This window comes from Staphylococcus sp. IVB6240 (assembly GCF_025558425.1).
GTDB lineage: Bacteria > Bacillota > Bacilli > Staphylococcales > Staphylococcaceae > Staphylococcus.
Window position 1 is genome coordinate 647,467 of sequence record NZ_CP094718.1, and the last position, 19,520, is coordinate 666,986.

Sequence of the window (19,520 nt, forward strand, 5' to 3'; positions counted from 1 at the left end):
TATAATGAATGAGTGTATAAAAAAGGAGAGATATGTGTGAATGCGCAAGAACTTTTTCAACATATATTAATGAAACAAGTAGTAGGAACGCTAGATAGAGAAATAGACGATATTACGACAGATTCACGAACAGCAAGACAAGGAAGTATTTTTGTTGCTTCTAAAGGCTATACGGTAGATAGTCATCGTTTTGCACAAAAGGTTGTCGCACAAGGCTGTCAAGTTGTTGTGGTAAGTCGGGAGTTAGAATTAGAAGGTGATGTGACACAAGTGATTGTACCAGATACATTGCGTGTTGCGAGTCATCTGGCACATCGTTTGTATGACTTTCCTAGTCAACAACTAACAACAATTGGTGTGACAGGTACCAATGGTAAAACATCGATTGCAACGATGGTACATCATATTTTCCGAAAGCTTGATAAGGGGAGCGCTTATTTAGGAACGAATGGTTTTCAAATTAATGAACACGTCACTAAAGGGCAAAATACGACACCTGAGACGGTATCCCTGACTAAAAAATTGCACGAAGCGGTTCAAGCAAATGCGGCTGCAATGACTTTAGAAGTGTCATCTCACGGTTTAAGCTTAGGGCGTTTAAGTGGTGTTACTTTTGATGTTGCTATTTTTTCAAATTTAACGCAAGATCATTTAGATTTTCACGGTACAATGGAAGCTTATGGTCATGCTAAATCATTGTTATTCAGTCAATTAGGTCAAGATGTGTCACAAGCTAAGTATGCTATCGTGAATAATGATGATCCATTTTCAGAGTATTTGAAGACTGTAACCCCATATGAAGTATTTACATATGGTATTGAAGAAGATGCACAATTTATGGCAAAAAATATTAAAGCCACATTGCAAGGTGTTACTTTTGACTTTGTGACACCATTTGGGACATATCCCGTTAAGTCACCTTATGTCGGTGCATTTAATATTGCCAACCTGATGGCAGCGATGTTAGGTGTATGGGCAAGTGGTGAAAGTTTAGAGCATGTCACACAAGTAGTTGAGACACTAGAGCCTGTAGAAGGGCGATTAGAAGTATTGGATCCATCACTTCCAATTGATTTAATCATTGATTATGCCCATACAGCAGATGGTATGACTAAGTTAATAGATGCGGTACAACCTTTTGTGAAGCAGAAGTTGATTTTCTTAATCGGTATGGCTGGAGAACGCGACTTGACGAAAACACCAGAAATGGGTCGCGTAGCCTCACGTGCTGATTATGTTATTTTAACGCCTGACAACCCGGCAAATGATGATCCGAAAATGTTAACAGCAGAGTTAGCAAAAGGAATGACACATGAAAATTATGTGGAATTCACAGATCGAGCAGAGGGGATCCGACATGCGATTGAGATGGCTGAACCAGGTGATACAGTCGTCTTAGCATCCAAAGGGCGTGAACCATTCCAAATTATGGCTGGTCATGTAAAAGTACCACATCGCGATGATTTGATTGGTTTAGAAGCTGCCTATGAGAAGTTTGGAGGTCGTCCAGATGAAGATTAGAGAAAGTCATAGTGAGAATTACTCAGCGAAAGTATTTATTTACGAAAATAAAAAAGAAGATTATTTCGTCGTTGCCGTACCAGATTTGAATTGGTCTATGATGATTGATGATCAATTATTTGGTGAAGCACTGACAGAACATATTGTGATGCATCTATTTAATGTATTAGATGAACAAGAAGCAGAAGTATTAGCCTTACGTATTACACAATGGGTACAAGAAACATAGATTAGAAGGAGTTTTGAGATGAGTATCAAAGATGAAGTATCAGCACGTAAAACCTTTGCGATTATTTCGCATCCGGATGCTGGGAAAACAACCTTGACGGAAAAGCTATTATATTTTAGTGGTGCAATTCGTGAAGCAGGGACAGTTAAAGGGAAGAAGACAGGAAAGTTCGCAACAAGTGACTGGATGAAAGTAGAGCAAGAGCGTGGAATTTCGGTCACAAGTTCTGTTATGCAGTTTGATTATGATGACTACAAAATTAATATTTTGGATACACCAGGACACGAAGACTTTTCAGAGGACACATACCGTACATTAATGGCAGTAGACAGTGCAGTTATGGTTATCGACTGTGCAAAAGGGATTGAGCCACAAACATTAAAATTATTTAAAGTTTGTAAAATGCGTGGTATTCCGATTTTTACATTTATTAATAAATTAGACCGTGTTGGTAAAGAGCCATTTGAATTATTAGATGAAATTGAAACAACATTAGGTATCGAGACATATCCAATGAACTGGCCAGTAGGTATGGGTCAAAACTTCTTTGGTATTATTGATCGTCACGAGCGTACAATTGAACCTTTCCGTGATGAAGAAAATATTTTACACATTAACGAAGATTATGAATTAGAAGAATCACATGAAATTGCAGATGATAGTAGCTTTACACAAGCGATTGAAGAATTAATGCTTGTAGATGAAGCGGGCGAATCATTTGATGAGGAAGCTTTGAAAAAAGGGAACTTAACACCTGTATTTTTCGGTTCAGCGCTTGCAAACTTCGGTGTGCAAAACTTCTTAAATGCTTACGTGGATCATGCACCAATGCCACATTCACGTCAAACTGAAGAAGAAACAGAAGTAAGTCCATTTGATGATCAATTTTCTGGATTTATTTTCAAAATTCAAGCAAACATGGATCCGAAACACCGTGATCGCATTGCTTTTATGCGTATTGTGAGTGGCGCATTTGAACGTGGTATGGATGTGAAATTACAGCGTACAGGAAAAAAATCTAAAATTACACGTTCTACAAGTTTTATGGCGGATGATAAAGAAACGGTTAACCATGCAGTGGCTGGGGATATTATTGGTTTATATGACACTGGAAACTTCCAAATTGGGGATACACTTGTCGGTGGCAATCAGAAATTCAATTTTAAAGCTTTACCGCAATTTACACCTGAAATCTTTATGAAAGTATCACCAAAAAACGTGATGAAACAAAAACATTTCCATAAAGGCATTGAGCAGTTGGTTCAAGAAGGGGCGATTCAATATTATCAATCGCTACACACAAACCAAATCATTCTCGGTGCTGTAGGACAATTACAATTTGAAGTATTCGAGCACCGTATGAATAACGAATATAATGTCGATGTGATTATGGAACCTGTTGGGAAGAAAATTGCACGTTGGATTGAAAATGAAGAAGATGTAGAAGATAAGATGAATTCAAGTCGTTCGATTCTTGTGCGTGACCGCTACGACAACAGAGTGTTCTTATTTGAGAATGACTTTGCGACACGTTGGTTCGAAGAGAAGTTCCCAAATATCAAATTGTATAGCTTATTGTAATAAAAACGATATGTGAAAAGATTGTGTCGCACAAAACTTTTAGCTATGATTTATTGAAGAAGTTTGTTATACTACTTAAGCATAAATTAAATACCTATGACATCTGATGTCAGAGGGGAGTAACTTGGTTAACGTTACGATACGTTAACAGCACTTTATCGTCATTACGAAGGAAAACTTCCGGTAAAGTGGGCATGATAATCATGCTAAGTGAGACCTTTGCTATTTATTTAGCATAGGTCTCTTTAATTTTGTAAAAAATAACGTTAGAACAAATCGTTTAAAACTTGCATAGTATTATGACGTGATTACAGGTAGAAATCTTTTTTAATATGGTGCTCATCTTTTGTTGATAGTATTTAGTCATTTTGTTCTAACGCCGATATATGGAAGAGGAGGGATCTTTAATGGATCCAAGTTTAATTTTATCCTATGGTTGGGTTGTCCTCGTGTTAGTATTCTTAGAAGGTTTACTGGCAGCAGATAACGCAATCGTAATGGCCGTAATGGTGAGACATTTACCGCCAAAACAACGTAAAAAAGCATTATTTTATGGCTTATTAGGTGCCTTTGTTTTTCGATTTTTGGCACTGTTCCTCATCAGTATTTTAGCAAATTTCTGGTGGATCCAAGCGCTAGGAGCAGCATATTTATTATTCATGTCAGCTAAAAATCTGTACCAGTTCTTTAGAAAGAAAGATGCCGATCATTCAGGTGACGAATTGGGCGATGACGCCTATAATTTCGATAAAGAAGTAAGCCCGAAAGAATTCTGGGGTACCGTTGCAAAAGTAGAATTTGCTGATATTGCCTTTGCAATTGACTCAATGCTTGCCGCACTTGCTATTGCCGTAACATTACCTGAAATTGGTGTTCACTTTGGTGGTATGGATGCCGGACAATTTGGTGTCATGCTAACAGGTGGTTTAATCGGTGTTATCTTAATGCGTTTTGCTGCAACATTCTTTGTTGAATTCTTAAATAAATATCCAGGTCTTGAAGGAGCAGCCTTCGCAATTGTTGGTTGGGTAGGTATTAAGTTAGTGATTCTTGTGTTAGCACATGAAGATATCGCATTAATTCCACATGATTTCCCACATTCAGCAACATGGCAAATTATTTTCTGGGTTGTTATGATTGGTTTAGTTGTTCTTGGTTGGTTTACATCTGTAGTGAAGAACAAAAAAGAAGACCATTCATAATTTATGTATATGACACATGTATCATTCAATGGTACGTGTGTTTTTTTATGGATGTATGAAAAAATTTCTAGGATAAACATACAATTTAACTTCTTTTTATGTTAACTTTTAGTGATAGATAAGGAAATTTTACGGAATTTTAAATGGGGTTATGGCATAATAGTAACAAAGATATTTAAGGAGGGCGCGCAATGGATCGAGATAAAAAGCATGTGATCCCACGACGAGCTTATGGACGAAAACGTCGTGAATTTTTCCATAATGAAGAGCGTGAAGCACGGATTAAGGAACAAGAGCAAGCGGATGTGCTAAAAGCTGAGAAAGAAAAAGAGCAAGCCAAAAATAATGAAGAACGTGTGAAAGATAATCTACGTAAAGCGCGTATTGAAAAAATCACACATGACGAGAAGAAAACAAGTAAAAAATTATACAAAGTAAATGGTTCAGATAAAACAACTGTTGAAGTAAACAATGATTCAAACAGTCAGGACCCAAGTGCGGAAAAACAAAAATCAAATGAACAGATGCGTATTCAACAAGACTTGTATAAACAACAAGCAAATGATATTCAACGTGAGAAAGCGCAACAACAAGATAAAGATATAAAAGAACCTGAAGAAAATGTAGAAACATCAGAAGGTGAAAGCAAACCTAGACATCAGTATACAAAGAAAAGAGATTGGACTGAAGGCGTGACACAATTTGTATCACGTGAATGGGCTAAAATCCTTATTGTACTGGGAGCAATACTTATTTTGATTTTATTATTTTCTATCTTTAAAAATGTGAACGGTAGTCATACAACAGGTGCCGTTGGTGATGACCACTCTACTTCACAAAAGAGTATGACTGAAACTATGAAACACGCAAATGCGGCGACGAAATCTGTAGTTGCAGTTGAAAACAATCAAGAAACAACACCAGAAACAGTGCAGGATGCAGAGCAACAAGGGCAAGTACAAAATGAAAGTGGTTCAGGTGTCGTCTACAAAAAAGTAGACGGCTTACTTTATATTTTAACGAATGCACATGTTGTTGGTAATAAAAAAGTACATACATTGACATATGGGCACAATAAAACAGTTGAAGGAAAAGTGATTGGACAGGATAAATGGTCGGATGTTGCTGTGATGACTGTCAAAGCTTCAAAAGTAGATGAAAAACAACTTAAGCCATTAAAACAAGGGGATTCTGAAAAGTTAATTTTAGGAGAACCGGTACTCGTAGTTGGGAATCCATTAGGTCTTGATTTCAGAAATACAATTGGTCAAGGTATTATTTCAGGTATTGATCGTAATGTTCCAATTGATATAGATAAAGATGGCGAGTATGATACACTCGTTCGTGCTTTCCAAGTAGATGCACCTATTAATCCAGGTGATTCTGGTGGAGCAGTTATTGATCGTGATGGCAAGTTAATCGGAATTGCGTCGTTAAAAATATCAATGCCTAATGTTGAGGGAATGGGATTTGCAATTCCAATGAATGATGCTATAAAAATTGCAGACAAACTTCAAAAAGACGGTAGAATTAACTATACAAACTTAAGAATGGAATTAAAAGATGTCGCTTCATTATCAGAAAGTGAGCGTAGTTCATATCGTATTAATGACAATGTGAAGGAAGGCGCTGTTGTAGATCAGATTACGAAAAATAGCGCAGCAAGTCTAGCTGGATTAGAAACAGGCGATGTGATTGTAGAAGTGGATGGTAAACCAACGAAAGACAAGCTTGTTTATCGTCAGAAAATGTTTCAGCATTTAGATAAAGATAAACCAGTTAAATTTAAAGTACTACGTGACGGTGAGGTTAAGCATATCTCAGTTGATCTGTAATACGTTGGAGTGAATGACAATGTCAATAATTAGTCAATTGTTTAAAAAGTCCAGTCCGCAACAGGGTATTGTGATGTATTATCTTTTTGCAATTATCGTTGCTTTTTTACTATTGAACTTACCTGGTGTCCATAAGCCTGGTGTGCAAGTGGCACCAATTGATACACTTTTTGTTGCTGTATCTGGGGTGAGTGTGACTGGGTTAACACCGATCAATATTTCAGAAACATATTCATCATTTGGATATATTGTGATCTTATTTATTTTGAATACGGGTGGTATCGGTGTAATGGCAATCGGTACACTGTTATGGGTTGTTTTAGGAAAGCATATCGGTATTCGTGAGCGTCAGTTAATTATGTTAGATAATAATAAGGACTCAATGAGTGGAACAGTTCGATTAATCTTAGATATTGTCCGTGCAATATTAGTGATTGAATTTGTAGGTGCCACTTTGCTGACATTTTATTTTTATCGAGATTTGCATAACTTACAAGAAGCTATCTTACAAGGTGTATTTGTTTCTATTTCTGCCACAACTAATGGTGGTTTAGATATAACTGGAGATTCTCTGATTCCATATGCGAATGATTATTTTGTCCAAACAATTGTGATGTTCTTGATTGTATTAGGCTCAATTGGTTTTCCGGTTTTATTAGAAATAAAGGCATATATAAAAAATAGAATTCCTAACTTTCGATTTTCACTTTTTACGAAGGTTACGACTGTCACGTACCTTGCTATTCTCGTATTAGGAACGATAGGTATCTTGTTCATTGAAACGAATGGTGTTTTTAAAGGGGAAACATGGCATAAAACATTTTTCTATGCACTCTTCCAATCTGTAACAACGAGAAGTGCCGGATTACAGACATTTGATGTGTCACAGTTTTCAGATGCGACGAACTTATTAATGGGTGGACTCATGTTTATTGGTTCATCGCCAAGTTCAGTAGGCGGTGGGATTCGTACAACAACATTTGCCATCTTGGTATTATTTATATTGAACTATAAGCCAAATGCTGAACGTAGTGCGATTAAAGTATTTAACAGAGAAATACATGTTCAAGATATTCATCGATCTTTTGCTGTATTGATTTTAGCTGTATTTTTTACTTTCGTAGGGATATTTATCATTATGTTAAATGAAGGTGGACATCTTGAATTTATACAGATTTATTTTGAAATCATGTCAGCCTTTGGAACGTGCGGTTTATCAACAGGTATTACATCTGAACTAGGTAATATATCAAAAGTCGTATTAATGATCCTCATGTTCGTTGGACGTGTGGGGCTGATATCATTCATCATTATGATCAGTGGTAATCGAGAAGTTGCGAAATACCATTATCCAAAAGAACATATTCAAATTGGATAATCATTTTAATAAATATTGAGAGTTGTTTACTGTTTTCACTGAGCAAAGGAAGCTGAGTGGAAGCGGAAACAGCTCTTTTTATTTGAAAATATATATGTGTCTGAAATGCTTATGGTAAAATGAAATAAATAATGAATTTGATTATGAATGATTAAACAAAGGTGTGTTCAGTAATGCGTCAGAATGATGAAGTAAGAATTCAAATTTTAGCAACATCAGATATGCATAGTCGTATTTTATATGGTGAGGATGATTCCTACATATATCGTGCAGGGACTTATATTAATGATGTACGTACACAATATCGAAATGTATTACTGCTTGATAATGGGGGGAGTTTGGCAGGTAGTATTGTTTCATTTTATTATGCCATCATCGCGCCGTATAAACGTCATGCGATGATTAAACTGATGAATGCATTAAATTACGATGCAAGTGGCATTAGTGCAGATGAATTTAAGTTTGGATTAGATTTTCTAAATCGTTCTGTAGCATTTGCACGTTTTCCTTGGTTGTCTGCGAATATTACCTACTCACTCACAAAAGAACCGTATTTCTCAACACCTTATTTAGTGAAGGAATTTGATGGGGTCCGCGTTGCAGTTGTCGGTTTGACATCAGATAAAATGGTTCAGCATGAAAATGTTGAAATGGAACAAGATATTGCTGTGGAGCACGCCGTTACAGCCTCAAAACGCTGGATTCGTTATATTCATGAAGTGGCAGAACCAGACTTTTTAATCGTGTTATACCATGGAGATCGTGCAAGAGAAATACAAACCGTAGATGGAAATTTAGAAAATCAAGCACAAGCAATCATGAAAGAAGCAGGTATTGTTGACCTAATGATTACAGGTCATCAATTTGAAACAATGGCAGATTATGAAGGTAGAACAGCATTTGTACAAGCTGGCAAAAATTCAGAGAAGCTCATACATGTTGATTTGAAGTTCCGAAAAAGACGTAATACAAATGAACTTTTATCTATTACACCGAATATTGTTCATTTAGAAGAATATGAAGAAAGTGAATCACTATTGAAACTAACACATTATGATCGTAAAGCAATTAGAAAGTGGAGTCGCGAATTGATTCACTCTGATGCACAACAGTTATCATATGAATCCTTTTCACCATTGTTGCAGCATCGACATCCGTTTATTCAACTATTAAGTGATGCCATGAAGTTAGCGGTGCCGAGTGATGTGACATGTGTACACGTTCCTTTACCAACTTCAAAAGGATTATCAGGAGAGTTGCATAGTGAAGAGATATATCAAACCTTCCCACATCCAGATAAGCCGCTTGATGTGTCTTTATCAGGTGCAGAAATTAAACGTTTGATTGAACATTCTGCAGCACTACTATCAGTGGACGAACAGCAAGTGACAATAGAAGAAACACAAGATCCAACCCTTTATCAATTCTGGACAGGTTTTCATTATACGATTGATGTTTCACGGCCGAAATATCAAAGAGTTGTTGATTTTGCATTGAATGAAAATTATACGTATCGTGTTGCAATGACAGATTATTGCTATCGACATTATCGTCACTTATTAAAAAATATTGTGATTCATCAACGAATGCCACAAACAGTGCCAGAATTGGTTGCTGAGCTACTACGTAAAGAACAACCTATTCATGTAGAAGAAAATAATATTTCAATTATTGGATATAAATAAAGAGGGGATTAGCTATGAAAGTATCAGTAACAGTAAGAAAAACAACGCGTGAAGAAAAGGTGAAAGGACTTATTGGGTGGAGTGTTATCGCACTAATCGTTTATTTTGTGTTTATCATATAAGGTGATAGATTGAACGTTTTTGTAGGGCTTTTATGTGGATTAAGCCATTTATTCTGGACAGTTTGTATATTGCACTAAGTCATTTTAATGTTTAATGTATGCTAGAAAAGAACAAACATGTAAAAACAAATATCATAGAGCATAAATTTCTCATGTCTTGACCTAGGGGAGGGAATAAAAATGACGATTAAATTTAATACAAATAAAAAAGATATTCACATTGATAAATTGGAAGCATTATATAATGATGTGGGTTGGTCTGCATATACAAACGACTTAAAAGTTTTAAAACAAGCTGTGTTAAGATCATTAGATGTGATTACTGCTTGGGATGATGATAAGTTAGTGGGACTGATTAGAGTGGTTGGTGACGGACAAACAATTCTTTATATACAAGACATACTTGTGTTAAATGCGTATCAGAATAAAGGGGTCGCGACTAAATTACTGCAAGAAATGTTGAGTAAATATAGTAATGTTAGACAAAAAGTCCTTTTAACTGAAGAAGCACCTGATGTTAGACATTTTTATGAAAAAAATGGCTTTGATTCTTGTGATAAAGGGTCAATTGTAGCATTTGCAAAACTAGATTAGAATCTGAGTTTTAGAGAATTGATGTAGAGGAATTAAATTTAATAGATCTATACTGAAGAAAGAGGAGGCTAAGATACTCCTCTTTCTTTTTTTGCAAAATTGATTTTGGTTAAAAGATTAATACAAGAAAGATTAATACAATATAAAGTATTAAAACCCACAAAAGATAAGTCTAGGATAATTTACAATATGATAATAACTTTATGTATTTGATAGTTCCTATACATTTGGACTTCAAATACTTTATATGGCTTATATGAGATATTAAGGATACATTAAATATACATGAGTTGTATTTTAATTTATATATTATTATGTTATTTGCAAAAACTAATATATAGAATCTGATGTCATCTATTGCCAGTTGAACATAAAGGTTATATATTTGTGTTTAAGCACTATATGCAGTCTGAGTTGTGACATTCAATATAGAATTTAAATTTGAACAAGTGATAAGTTCTTTTTATATTCTAAATGTATGAAGTTATAGCCGCTATGAAAATATGATAATAATAAAATTCAATTAGGATAGGAGTTGCTGAATTATGGTATCAAAAGAAAGAGGTACAATTACGTTGAATAAACATGAAGCTATTATATTTGCTACTGGAAAATTTAAACCTTTTAACAATATGCTAAAAAAAGAAAACTCTAAAATAAATCCTTTTAAAAAAATAGAAAAGCATGAAAATAAATAATCATTATGTATACAGTTTAAGTGAAGTAAGGACTTTTATAGAAGATAGTAATCATTTTGAAGCATATTTTAAATCTGAAAGTGAAAAATTTTGTACTAAACTAAATCCTACACTTTCCTTATTTTTAAAAGAAAAATCTTTAAAATTAAATGATCAAAATCTATTAAGAACTTACCTTATTATTAATACGGATACTCTTGAGTTTATTGGTTATTTTTGTTTAAAAGTTGTAAACATAAAGCTTGATGATAACGTTAGTAATAAGATAAAGAAGAAAATATCTTCTGACGCAAAGAAGAATAATGAATTTCCAGCGATTTTAATTACAAAACTTGCAAGGAATGATAGGTATAAAAATGAGTTCCCTGGAAAATTAATCATGGATTATGCGCTATCTATAGGTAATCGAATTTATAAATCTATAGCACTAAGACATATATGTGTGGATTGGTATCAAAACGAGAAATTAAAACATTTTTATTGTGAAGAATGTGGATTTAAAGTATTTCAAAGTAAGGTAATAAAAAATCATAATGACGAAAAGGAATCAAAAATATTAGTTTCAGCATTCTATAAGTATCAATGAAACTTTATTAAAACGCATTATAACTTCAATTTTTTGTAGATTGTATACATCATTTGGATTGTAAATGACAACGTGTATTAGAAATAGAAGTTAAGTTGATAATAGCTAAAATACATGTCTCATTCCATAAAAATATGAATAGTTATCAAGAGGTTGGACAAAAGAGCTTAAGATTTGAGGAGAATCGAACGATGAGCAAAATTGCTTTTCAAATTTTGCCGAAATCATGGCAGTTCTGCCGAAAATCCTACTTTTGGGACACCGTTTGAAACGAGGTTGTGAGAGAAGCGCTTAGAATTTGAGCAGAATTCGAGCGATGAGTAAAATCGCTTTTTGATTTTATCGAATCGTGAAATTCTGTCGAAAATTCTGCTTCTCGAAAACTGACAATCGGTTTCCCAGAGCACAAATTTATTATGTTTCACCCCCTTGGTTTTTAAATTAATATTTTTTTGACACGTAAAACCCCCTTGAAACATTTGTTTCAAGGGGGTTAATAACGGAAACGGAGGGATTTGAACCCTCGCGCCGCTTTCGCGACCTACACCCTTAGCAGGGGCGCCTCTTCAGCCAACTTGAGTACGTTTCCATGGCTCCACAGGTAGGACTCGAACCTACGACCGATCGGTTAACAGCCGATAGCTCTACCACTGAGCTACTGTGGAATAATGTTAACTTTTCTTAACACAAATACTATTATAACAACATCATCAGATAAATCAAGAGATTAAGTAAAAAAGTTAACAGAACATTTACACTATCGAAGTATATATTCTGTTAACTTTACTGTTTTGCACACCTGTTTTGTATTTATATAATTCCAAAACAAGGTTATCAATGTAAAAGTCGCAGTTAGGAATTGAACAGAATTAGAGTAATGAGAATAATTGACTTTGATGTTATCGAATTTTGTGTAGTAGTTGATTGATACGAGTCTATATCTTTTGTGGCTTTCATATATTTATTCAACTATATAGGGCGCTACATTACAATAAAAAACTTCACATCTTTTTGATTACGCTCAAGTCTGATAAAAGTCTTACTACTTAAACACTGACAGTCAGCTTCTCTCCTTGCCATTTAATATGCCTCAGCCTTGATAAAGCACTAGGATAGTCATTTTAAAAATTGATATAGCTATTTTAAGTTTAAATACAATTATACAGAATATGACAAAAAGACTTTCTGAGAAGAGGGAAAGAATATAAGGAAAATCACTAGTAATTTTTAAATGGAGGATCTTCTGCGATCTTTGGATGATAATAATGTTGTTCGGAGTTTAATGTGAGGCGAATGTCTCTAAGCGTATGAACAAAGTCTCTGACGATATTTATTAATTCTTCATGTTGTGTTTCATTATATTTTTTTACAAGCTCGCCAGCTTTTATTTCTTGACGGAGTAATTTATAAGCGAGATAAATACCATTTTGATATTGGTGTAGTAAGGTATATTTTGAAACATTGACAATTAGGCTTTGACCACCATGTAAATGCACTTTACTTTTGCCGGTTTTATAATGTTCAATCCTGCGAATATAATCAACGTTGATCCAACAATTTTCTTGAATGCGATCTGAGTGTGAGGAGAAAAAGGTAATAGGACTTGAATCTGGGAGAAAAAAGGGTGGTTTGCTTGTAATGCCAGTTAGAGTTTTGACTTCGCCTTTAATGTGAGTGTAAGTATTGTAACGGTAGCGACAGGCCATTTCTATATAGCGGAGAGGACGTACGTTCTTCGTTTTCCATTACTGTAGAGGAGTTCGGTTCGCGTATAAGTGCCTTCTGATCCACTAATTGGCCGAATGACCATTACATTTGGATCAATAGAAAAATTGGTTTGACTTTGTTGATGCATAAGATATCATCCTTTCAGAATTGTTATCTCTTTATATAAAATTAATTATAAAACGCAATGTAAGATTGTCAATAAAGAAGTCTGAAAATTGTGCATAAGAATATAAAAGTTTATTGTTTTTAAACTTTAAAAAATTCAGAAAATTCATTGCAATTTAAGTTTGATTTCGGTATACTGTGTATTATCAAAAATAAACAACCAGTCAGAGGGGGAGAACATCATGAAACATAAAACAGATGTGAAGCAACAGTTATCTGTCAATCCAATGGTCGCAGTCAATCGATTAGGCGCAGAATTAGTCATCGAGGCGGCATTAAAACGTCATAGAAAAGCAGAATTAGAACAACTTATTGATACAGCATTAATCAATAAAAATAAAGAGGCTTTCATGACTTATACGAAAGAATTTAATCAGTTGGAGGCACAATAAATTGTCTAACGAGATGTGTCTTTTTTTCATACTTAAATAGACAGGACAACTCACCGTCATACGATGAATTGTCCTGTTATTTTTATATTTATACCATTAAATCAATCAGCTCATCTTTAGGAATGGCACCGAAGTAATTATGGAAGTCATAGTCGTTTAATGCTTCATGAATGGCTTGTTTTTGATGTGTAACACCTTCAAGTGCACGTTCTAATTCTTCAACATTCCCTTCACCAAAGAAGTCTCCGAAGATTTTAGCATGTTCAATTTGTCCTTTTTTCACATCTAGCTTGATTTGGACAAATCCTTTTTCAAACTTATGCTCACGTTCAAAGTTATATTTTGGGTTTTTACCGTAGTTCCAATCCCAAGTACGGTATTTTTCATCCGCTAATTTTTCAATGTTTTTCCAATCCTCATCACTTAACGGATATGTTTCAACATCTGACTCACCAAATAATTGTTTTAAAATAATTGATTTGAATGTTTCAATATCAATTGGCTCATCTAAAAATTCTACGATGTTTGCGACACGTTTACGAACAGATTTAACCCCTTTTGATTGGATTTTAGCAGGGTTAACTTTTAAAGCATTTTGTACTTCGTCTAACTCACTATTTAACATCAACGTACCATGGCTAAACATACGATCTTTTACTTTTACCATCGCATTACCAGAAATTTTTGCTTGTCCAACTTGAATGTCGTTTCTTCCAGTCATTTCAGCGTCTACACCCATTTTATTTAATGCATCAACAATAGGTTGTGTGAATTTTTTGAAGTTGTGGAAACTTTGACCATCATCTTTTGTAATAAAGTTGAAGTTAAGGTTACCAAAATCATGATAAACAGCGCCACCACCAGATATACGACGGACAACATCAATATGATGCTCATCGATATAAGTTTGATGAACTTCTTCAATTGTGTTTTGGTTTTTTCCTACAATGATAGAAGGTCTGTTAATATAGAATAAGAAATAACTTTCGTCATCATCCATTGGGACGTTTTTCAATACATATTCTTCCATAGCAAGGTTTAATGTTGGATCTGTATTGTTGTTATTACTAATAAATTTCATCGTCTGAATTCTCCTTTATACCCAATATGCCCTTAAATATAGTTATGCACCATTTTCGAACTTTTTTCCAATAATTGAACTTTAATTTGAGGGATTATATGGATAAATAACAAAATATGGAGGAAATAGTTTATTTAAGAACTAAACTTTAGTACAATATAGGCTAGTTAATTTCTAAGGGGGCGAATGTGATGACAATAGCAGAAGTAGGCGATATTGTAGAATTTCACGATGGTCTGAAAGGGAAAGTTGAAAAAATTAATGATAACTCTGTCATTGTTGACTTAACAATTATGGATAACTTTGCAACACTAGACTTACCTGAGAAAACAGTCATCAATCACAAGCGTTATAAAATTGTAGAGCAAAAAGGATAAGGTATTATGAAAACTATTAACAAGCCGCTACTATGGTTTATTTTAAGTTTTATCGCTTTCCACATGATTTTAATGATAATGTGGGGAAAACATAATGTTTATTGGCAACTTTACACTGGTATTATGCTTATTGCAGGAATTAGTTATGTTTTTTATCAACGTGATATTACTTCAAAGAGACTACTTACATCTATAGGAATTGGACTTATAGCAGGTGTCATACTCGTACTCATCCAAGTCGTATTCTCTCTCATCACGAAAGATTTAACTTATATGTCTTTGATTAGGCAGTTATCACGTACGGGTGTTTACTTTAAATGGCAAATGCTTGTTACACTGTTGTTTGTCATGCCATGCCATGAACTTTATCTAAGATCTATTCTTCATAAGGAGTTAGATAGAAAATTTCATCATGCATGGATCAGTATTTTAATTTGTGCAGTTGTATCTAGTACGTTCTTTATATATTTAGATCGTTGGTGGATCGTTGTATTTATTTTTGTATGTCAGCTTGTCTTAGGTATGAGTTATGCTTACACAAGACGTATTGCAACGACAACAGTTGCACAAATTGTAGCGGTCGTTATTTTATTAATATTTCATGGATAATCGGGCCACGCATCCTCAACACTATCATATGATGGGTGTTGAGGATGCAGGTCAGGGCTTTACTTTATCTTTAAGGTAAACGTGCAGGTATTTGAATCGATATCAGATCAAATATCTGCACTTTTTACGTTCATTCAAGTGTTAATCAATGCGATAGATTTGATGGAGAGGGATCGATACTTGCGTTGTTTTTTGTTTGTTTGTCATAGTGAGTGTTCTGTTTTGTGAATGAATACTTAAAATATAACCTTTAAGCGTATGTATTTCTCCATCAGACCAGTATTGTAATGTTCCAAGTGTCTGTGTAGATAATTTTAGATGCAGCATGTAATTTAGTTCATATAGTTGGTCTTCGCTCAAAACAGGTTGAGCTTGTTTGTTTTGTGTTTGCTCAGCTTGTTTTAAGCGTTCAAATTGTTCAGGTAAAGTAGCAAAAGGGGCCCATTTTACAATGCCACGTCCTTTAGGGATATTTGTTTTTAAATATTCTCTAGGTATTTTGTGATAGTCTGTCTCTTGTTGATATTGTAAGGGTAAACTTTTATCATTCATCATCATCACCTCATAAACCATTATAGAACATATGTTCTTTTTTTATGAAGTTATAGAACGTATATTCTATTCGCGGAAGACAATTATTTTCAAAAAGAGTACGAATTAAGCTACAATAAAATTATATTTATGAGAATGGAGTTGTAAGTGGATGATTCGGCAAGCTGAAGAAAGAGATATACATGCCATTGCACAATTGACATATATTATTTGGAAAGATATGGAATTGGAAATTATCACACGCTATTCTAAAGAACAGGTGATTAAAGCGATTGAAGAGAGTACGGTCAAAGCACAATACCGAAACCATTTAGACCATGTACGCATTTATGAAATAGATGGACAGGTAGCTGGGATGATTATTGCATACCCTGGGCGTGATGAACAGGCCTATGAGTCGTCTTGGGAAACACTAGAAGCGGCAACAAGACTTCCATTGTCTACGATGACACCATTACCAGTTATGGAGGCGGATGTGACAGATACATATATTGAATCTGTTGCGACATTCCCAAAATATCGAGGACGTGGGGTGGCTAGCCAACTTTTGAAAGACTTACTGCAAAGTGACCCACATACAACTTGGAGTTTAAACTGTGATTATGATAATGAAGCTGCCTTATATTTATATAAAAAGTTAGGCTTTGAAGTGAAGTCGCAAAAGAAACTTTATCATCATGATTACTACTATATGACATATAGAGGCGAGGGTTAATGGATGTTAGAACTTAATCATGTCAGTTATACGATGGACGATCGGCCAATTATTAAAAACTTATCATTAACGGTAAATAAAGGTGAAGCTATTTCCATTACAGGGCCATCTGGAAGTGGGAAAAGTACACTTCTACGCTTGATTGGGGATTTGATTAGCCCGACTGAAGGGACGCTTACTTTTGATAATCAAGCTTATGAAAATTATACACCCGAAGAATTGAGATTGCGCGTCAGTTATTTATCGCAAAGTATCGAATTATTTGGCGATACAGTTTCAGATAATCTACGCTTTCCATCTATTGTTAGAAATGATGACTTTGATGAAGAGCGTGCACAAGTATTAATGAAAGCGGTAGGTCTGGAACATTATCAATTATCTGATAGCGTGCATCGTATGTCAGGTGGTGAGAAGCAACGCGTGACGATAGCACGTCAGCTGATGTATCAGCCTGATATTTTATTGCTAGATGAAGCTACCAGTGCACTCGATCATCAGAATAGCATGCGCGTTGAAAAGTTAATATTTGATCTCGTTGCTCAAGGGATGACAGTGATGTGGATTACACATGATGATGAACAGAGTCATCGTTCTTTTGATCGTCAATTAATTATTAAAGATGGTGTGTTAGAGAAGGAGGTACATCTCACATGATGAGTACGACATCATTAGCTTTAACAGCACTCTTGTTGTTAGTGCCTATTGTTATTTCATACAAAGAGCGATTATTTATTGAAAAGGACTTAATAATTGCAGCTGTGCGCGCTGTGATTCAGCTTGTAATTATTGGATATATGTTAGAATTCGTATTCAAATTAGAAACGACTTGGATTGTTCTATTATTAATCCTCGTGATTATGATTAATGCTGCTGCAAATACAAGAAAACGTGCCTCGTCAGTGATGAAACATGTTTTTTGGATTTCTTTTGCAGCTATCATGTCAGGTGCTTTGATTTCTTTAGGAGGTGTGCTACTAACAGGTGCGATTAGTATGAAGCCCAATGAATTAATTCCAATTGCGGGTATGGTTGGTAGTAACGGGATGATTGCAATCAACTTAAGCTACCAAAATTTAGATCGTATTTTTAGAAAAGAAACAGCAGCGATTGAAGCAAAGTTATCACTCGGTGCAGCACCACAACTAGCAGCTAAAGACGCCATTCGTGAAAGTATTAAAGTGGCGATTGTGCCAACGATTGATTCTGTGAAAACATACGGACTTGTATCTATTCCAGGTATGATGACAGGACTTATTATTGCAGGTGTTCCCCCTTTAGAAGCGATAAAATTCCAGTTAATGGTTGTGTTTATACATACGACAGCCACGATTATTTCAGCTTTTGTAGCGACCTATTTGAGTTATCGACAGTTCTTTAATCAACGTCACCAACTGATACAAATAGATGAATAATAATAAAAAAGAGAGGCAATTCCTGAAAATCATACAGGGATTGTCTCTCTTTTGAATGAATATTAGATACCACCAAGTAATGCACTTATGTAGATACCGAGTGCGTATAATAAACCAAAGAATGTATTGGTTTTACCCGCGGCAGCCATAGCAGGCATCATTGTTTGTGGTGTATCATTTTTACTAAAGCGGCGATATACCTTCACAGGCATTGGAAAACTGAATAAAACAAGTAAATAGAATAGTGAACCGCCATCTTTGAAAAATGCTGTAAAAATAACAAATAAATAAGCAAAAATATAACATGCTGCTAAGAAATAGAGTGACCCTTGTTTACCTAAAAGTATTGGTAAAGTACGTCGACCACTTTGTGCATCTTTGACTCTGTCGCGGATATTGTTCGCCATATTGATTAATCCGATTGTAATGACGATTGGAATACTAATCCAAACAGCATAACCTTGTACATTGCCTGTTTGAATATAGAAAGCGATTAGTACAATAAACATACCCATAAATATGCCAGAGAATAGTTCGCCTAGTGGAGTCCAAGAGATCGGGAAAGGACCGCCTGTATAAAGATAGCCTACTGCCATACAAAGAATACCGACTGGAATGAGCCAGAACGATGTTTGTGCGGCTAGGAAAAGTCCGAATAAAGCGGCAACGACATAAAAGGCAATAGCTAAGTTGAAAATGGATTGTGGTGTCATGCCATATCGAACAATCGCACCACCAATACCCACGGATTCGTGATCATCTAAGCCCTTTTTATAGTCGTAATACTCATTGAACATATTGGTTGCAGCTTGGATGAGTAAGCAAGCCAATAACATAGCAATGAGTCGTCCGAGTGAGAGATGGTCTGTACTCCCCAACATAAAAAGCTTTGCAGTTGCTGTCCCTACTAAAACGGGAACAACAGAAGCAGTTAATGTGTGTGGACGCATCAATTGCCAATATTTGTGAAAAGATGAATGTTGCTTAAATTGCGTGCCCATATAGATTAAAACCTCGATTATTAGTATTTATGATACAGAATTAGTATAGAAAATATT

At 35.0% G+C, this 19,520-nt stretch carries 19 protein-coding genes, 2 tRNA genes, 1 pseudogene and 1 riboswitch; of the genes and pseudogenes, 16 read left to right on the plus strand and 6 right to left on the minus strand.

Annotation, left to right across the window (positions count from 1 at the left end; translation table 11 throughout):
- The first annotated feature begins 36 nt into the window (after positions 1-36).
- The 10 genes from MUA88_RS03190 to MUA88_RS03235 all read left to right on the plus strand — a co-directional run bounded on the left by MUA88_RS03190 (position 37) and on the right by MUA88_RS03235 (position 11,431).
- On the plus strand, positions 37-1,521 hold the full coding sequence (locus MUA88_RS03190) for a UDP-N-acetylmuramoyl-L-alanyl-D-glutamate--L-lysine ligase (protein WP_262605756.1): 1,485 nt from the start codon (positions 37-39) through the stop codon (positions 1,519-1,521).
- The gene (locus tag MUA88_RS03195; protein ID WP_262604693.1) at positions 1,511-1,750 is read left to right on the plus strand and encodes a YueH family protein; all 240 of its coding nucleotides are present in this window, start codon (positions 1,511-1,513) and stop codon (positions 1,748-1,750) included. Before MUA88_RS03190 ends, MUA88_RS03195 begins: the two co-directional genes overlap by 11 nt.
- Before the next feature lie 18 nt (positions 1,751-1,768).
- A complete protein-coding gene (locus MUA88_RS03200) occupies positions 1,769-3,331 on the plus strand; it encodes a peptide chain release factor 3 (RefSeq protein WP_262604694.1) in 1,563 nt (520 codons plus the stop codon).
- A gap of 102 nt (positions 3,332-3,433) precedes the next feature.
- A riboswitch (yybP-ykoY riboswitch) is annotated at positions 3,434-3,539 on the plus strand.
- Positions 3,540-3,738: 199 nt separating this feature from the next.
- The gene (locus MUA88_RS03205) at positions 3,739-4,533 is read left to right on the plus strand and encodes a TerC family protein (RefSeq protein WP_262604695.1); all 795 of its coding nucleotides are present in this window, start codon (positions 3,739-3,741) and stop codon (positions 4,531-4,533) included.
- A gap of 191 nt (positions 4,534-4,724) precedes the next feature.
- Positions 4,725-6,368 (plus strand): S1C family serine protease, encoded by a 1,644-nt coding sequence (locus tag MUA88_RS03210; RefSeq protein WP_262605757.1) that lies wholly within the window; start codon positions 4,725-4,727, stop codon positions 6,366-6,368.
- A gap of 19 nt (positions 6,369-6,387) precedes the next feature.
- Positions 6,388-7,746 carry a TrkH family potassium uptake protein gene (locus MUA88_RS03215; protein ID WP_262604697.1) on the plus strand — a complete coding sequence of 453 codons (1,359 nt, stop codon included), beginning with the start codon at positions 6,388-6,390 and terminating at the stop codon, positions 7,744-7,746.
- Positions 7,747-7,919: 173 nt separating this feature from the next.
- On the plus strand, positions 7,920-9,431 hold the full coding sequence (locus MUA88_RS03220) for a bifunctional metallophosphatase/5'-nucleotidase (RefSeq protein WP_262604698.1): 1,512 nt from the start codon (positions 7,920-7,922) through the stop codon (positions 9,429-9,431).
- A gap of 302 nt (positions 9,432-9,733) precedes the next feature.
- Positions 9,734-10,147 (plus strand): GNAT family N-acetyltransferase, encoded by a 414-nt coding sequence (locus MUA88_RS03225; protein ID WP_262604699.1) that lies wholly within the window; start codon positions 9,734-9,736, stop codon positions 10,145-10,147.
- Positions 10,148-10,692: 545 nt separating this feature from the next.
- On the plus strand, positions 10,693-10,845 hold the full coding sequence (locus MUA88_RS03230) for a hypothetical protein (RefSeq protein WP_262604700.1): 153 nt from the start codon (positions 10,693-10,695) through the stop codon (positions 10,843-10,845).
- Positions 10,832-11,431: a hypothetical protein gene (locus MUA88_RS03235; protein WP_262604701.1), complete on the plus strand. Its 600-nt coding sequence runs from the start codon at positions 10,832-10,834 to the stop codon at positions 11,429-11,431. The genes MUA88_RS03230 and MUA88_RS03235 overlap by 14 nt, the downstream gene beginning before the upstream one ends.
- A 500-nt stretch (positions 11,432-11,931) precedes the next feature.
- On the opposite strand, the gene MUA88_RS03240 is transcribed toward MUA88_RS03235, so the two are convergent.
- From MUA88_RS03240 to MUA88_RS03250, 3 genes and pseudogenes are all read right to left on the minus strand, one after another.
- Positions 11,932-12,020, minus strand: a tRNA-Ser gene (locus MUA88_RS03240).
- Position 12,021: 1 nt separating this feature from the next.
- Positions 12,022-12,096: transfer RNA gene (locus MUA88_RS03245), tRNA-Asn, on the minus strand.
- A gap of 552 nt (positions 12,097-12,648) precedes the next feature.
- Positions 12,649-13,149 (minus strand): annotated as a pseudogene (locus MUA88_RS03250) (competence protein ComK); the annotation flags it as partial.
- A 357-nt stretch (positions 13,150-13,506) separates the two neighbouring features.
- On the opposite strand from MUA88_RS03250, the gene MUA88_RS03255 reads away from it, so the two are divergent.
- Positions 13,507-13,716, plus strand: a complete 210-nt coding sequence (locus MUA88_RS03255) for an IDEAL domain-containing protein (RefSeq protein ID WP_262604703.1) — start codon at positions 13,507-13,509, stop codon at positions 13,714-13,716.
- A gap of 88 nt (positions 13,717-13,804) precedes the next feature.
- Here MUA88_RS03255 and lplA read toward each other — a convergent pair whose 3' ends face one another.
- A complete protein-coding gene (gene lplA / locus MUA88_RS03260; protein WP_262605758.1) occupies positions 13,805-14,797 on the minus strand; it encodes a lipoate--protein ligase in 993 nt (330 codons plus the stop codon).
- A gap of 191 nt (positions 14,798-14,988) precedes the next feature.
- Here lplA and MUA88_RS03265 point away from each other — a divergent pair, with 191 nt between their 5' ends.
- Together MUA88_RS03265 and MUA88_RS03270 are read left to right on the plus strand one after the other, a co-directional pair.
- Positions 14,989-15,174: a YkvS family protein gene (locus MUA88_RS03265; protein WP_095116015.1), complete on the plus strand. Its 186-nt coding sequence runs from the start codon at positions 14,989-14,991 to the stop codon at positions 15,172-15,174.
- 6 nt (positions 15,175-15,180) lie between these two features.
- On the plus strand, positions 15,181-15,783 hold the full coding sequence (locus tag MUA88_RS03270) for a CPBP family glutamic-type intramembrane protease (RefSeq protein WP_262604705.1): 603 nt from the start codon (positions 15,181-15,183) through the stop codon (positions 15,781-15,783).
- Between the two features lie 141 nt (positions 15,784-15,924).
- Here the strand turns inward: MUA88_RS03270 and MUA88_RS03275 are convergent, their stop codons facing one another.
- Positions 15,925-16,341, minus strand: coding sequence for a YolD-like family protein (locus MUA88_RS03275; protein ID WP_262605759.1), 417 nt, complete (start codon positions 16,339-16,341; stop codon positions 15,925-15,927).
- 145 nt (positions 16,342-16,486) lie between these two features.
- Between MUA88_RS03275 and MUA88_RS03280 the strand changes: the two genes are divergently transcribed.
- Genes MUA88_RS03280 through MUA88_RS03290 form a run of 3 tightly spaced genes read left to right on the plus strand, consistent with a single transcriptional unit; the run spans position 16,487 to position 18,462 of the window.
- Positions 16,487-17,050, plus strand: coding sequence for a GNAT family N-acetyltransferase (locus tag MUA88_RS03280; RefSeq protein WP_262605760.1), 564 nt, complete (start codon positions 16,487-16,489; stop codon positions 17,048-17,050).
- A gap of 3 nt (positions 17,051-17,053) precedes the next feature.
- Positions 17,054-17,704, plus strand: a complete 651-nt coding sequence (locus tag MUA88_RS03285) for an ABC transporter ATP-binding protein (protein WP_262604708.1) — start codon at positions 17,054-17,056, stop codon at positions 17,702-17,704.
- On the plus strand, positions 17,701-18,462 hold the full coding sequence (locus MUA88_RS03290) for an ABC transporter permease (RefSeq protein WP_262604709.1): 762 nt from the start codon (positions 17,701-17,703) through the stop codon (positions 18,460-18,462). The genes MUA88_RS03285 and MUA88_RS03290 overlap by 4 nt, the downstream gene beginning before the upstream one ends.
- Before the next feature lie 62 nt (positions 18,463-18,524).
- Here MUA88_RS03290 and MUA88_RS03295 read toward each other — a convergent pair whose 3' ends face one another.
- The gene (locus tag MUA88_RS03295; protein WP_262605761.1) at positions 18,525-19,463 is read right to left on the minus strand and encodes a 1,4-dihydroxy-2-naphthoate polyprenyltransferase; all 939 of its coding nucleotides are present in this window, start codon (positions 19,461-19,463) and stop codon (positions 18,525-18,527) included.
- Between the last annotated feature and the right edge of the window lie 57 nt (positions 19,464-19,520).

Coding starts and splice junctions, on each gene's coding strand:
- MUA88_RS03270 (WP_262604705.1), top strand. CDS start 15,181: ATGAAAACTATTAACAAGCCGCTACTATGGTTTATTTTAAGTTTTATC.
- MUA88_RS03220 (WP_262604698.1), top strand. CDS start 7,920: ATGCGTCAGAATGATGAAGTAAGAATTCAAATTTTAGCAACATCAGAT.
- MUA88_RS03225 (WP_262604699.1), top strand. CDS start 9,734: ATGACGATTAAATTTAATACAAATAAAAAAGATATTCACATTGATAAA.
- MUA88_RS03205 (WP_262604695.1), top strand. CDS start 3,739: ATGGATCCAAGTTTAATTTTATCCTATGGTTGGGTTGTCCTCGTGTTA.
- MUA88_RS03280 (WP_262605760.1), top strand. CDS start 16,487: ATGATTCGGCAAGCTGAAGAAAGAGATATACATGCCATTGCACAATTG.
- lplA (WP_262605758.1), bottom strand. CDS start 14,797: ATGAAATTTATTAGTAATAACAACAATACAGATCCAACATTAAACCTT.
- MUA88_RS03265 (WP_095116015.1), top strand. CDS start 14,989: ATGACAATAGCAGAAGTAGGCGATATTGTAGAATTTCACGATGGTCTG.
- MUA88_RS03285 (WP_262604708.1), top strand. CDS start 17,054: ATGTTAGAACTTAATCATGTCAGTTATACGATGGACGATCGGCCAATT.
- MUA88_RS03215 (WP_262604697.1), top strand. CDS start 6,388: ATGTCAATAATTAGTCAATTGTTTAAAAAGTCCAGTCCGCAACAGGGT.
- MUA88_RS03295 (WP_262605761.1), bottom strand. CDS start 19,463: ATGGGCACGCAATTTAAGCAACATTCATCTTTTCACAAATATTGGCAA.
- MUA88_RS03200 (WP_262604694.1), top strand. CDS start 1,769: ATGAGTATCAAAGATGAAGTATCAGCACGTAAAACCTTTGCGATTATT.
- MUA88_RS03230 (WP_262604700.1), top strand. CDS start 10,693: ATGGTATCAAAAGAAAGAGGTACAATTACGTTGAATAAACATGAAGCT.
- MUA88_RS03275 (WP_262605759.1), bottom strand. CDS start 16,341: ATGATGATGAATGATAAAAGTTTACCCTTACAATATCAACAAGAGACA.
- MUA88_RS03290 (WP_262604709.1), top strand. CDS start 17,701: ATGATGAGTACGACATCATTAGCTTTAACAGCACTCTTGTTGTTAGTG.
- MUA88_RS03195 (WP_262604693.1), top strand. CDS start 1,511: ATGAAGATTAGAGAAAGTCATAGTGAGAATTACTCAGCGAAAGTATTT.
- MUA88_RS03210 (WP_262605757.1), top strand. CDS start 4,725: ATGGATCGAGATAAAAAGCATGTGATCCCACGACGAGCTTATGGACGA.
- MUA88_RS03255 (WP_262604703.1), top strand. CDS start 13,507: ATGAAACATAAAACAGATGTGAAGCAACAGTTATCTGTCAATCCAATG.
- MUA88_RS03235 (WP_262604701.1), top strand. CDS start 10,832: ATGAAAATAAATAATCATTATGTATACAGTTTAAGTGAAGTAAGGACT.